This is a genomic window from Vibrio sp. 1069 (assembly GCF_033340555.1).
This window is the reverse complement of sequence record NZ_JAWOWP010000780.1, coordinates 1-555: the sequence shown is the minus strand read 5'-3', so window position 1 is coordinate 555 and position 555 is coordinate 1. Positions and strand designations below refer to the sequence as shown.

At 48.6% G+C, this 555-nt stretch carries 1 protein-coding gene; it reads left to right on the top strand.

What is annotated here, in order from left to right:
- A partial coding sequence (locus R7040_RS29020; protein ID WP_318097976.1) for a rhomboid family intramembrane serine protease occupies positions 1-555 on the top strand: 555 nt, incomplete at both ends.

Here is a 555-nt window from a genome sequence, read left to right as displayed (position 1 = left end):
GGCGCAAGCCTTTATCGATTATATGGCCTCTCGTCAGATAGATATTGAGATGATGCCCGAAGGTGAAGGACAATTTGCACTTTGGCTTACGGACAGCCAGCATGAAGTTGAGGCAGAGGCCGAACTGAAGCAATTTTTGGCGAATCCATCCGCTAGCAAATACAGCGCCGCTTCCTGGGACGTTGCCGATACTCGTAAGAGCCAATTTCATTACGCTAGCCCAAGCATCATGGGAATGATCAAAGCCAAAGCCGGTCCAGTGACCTTATTGATCATGACCGTATGCGCCGTGATTTATGGTTTGCAGATGTTAGGCTTTGGAAATGGGGTATTTGCTCTGTTGCACTTTCCCGCGTTTGAAGGCCAGCAATGGCAATTGTGGCGTTGGGTGAGTCATGCATTGCTGCATTTCTCGGTAACACACATCATCTTTAACTTGTTGTGGTGGTGGCAACTTGGTGGCGATATTGAACGTCGACTTGGTTCTGGCAAGTTACTGCAAATCTTTGTGGTATCTGCGGCACTCTCTGGTGCTGGCCAGTTCTATGTTGAAGG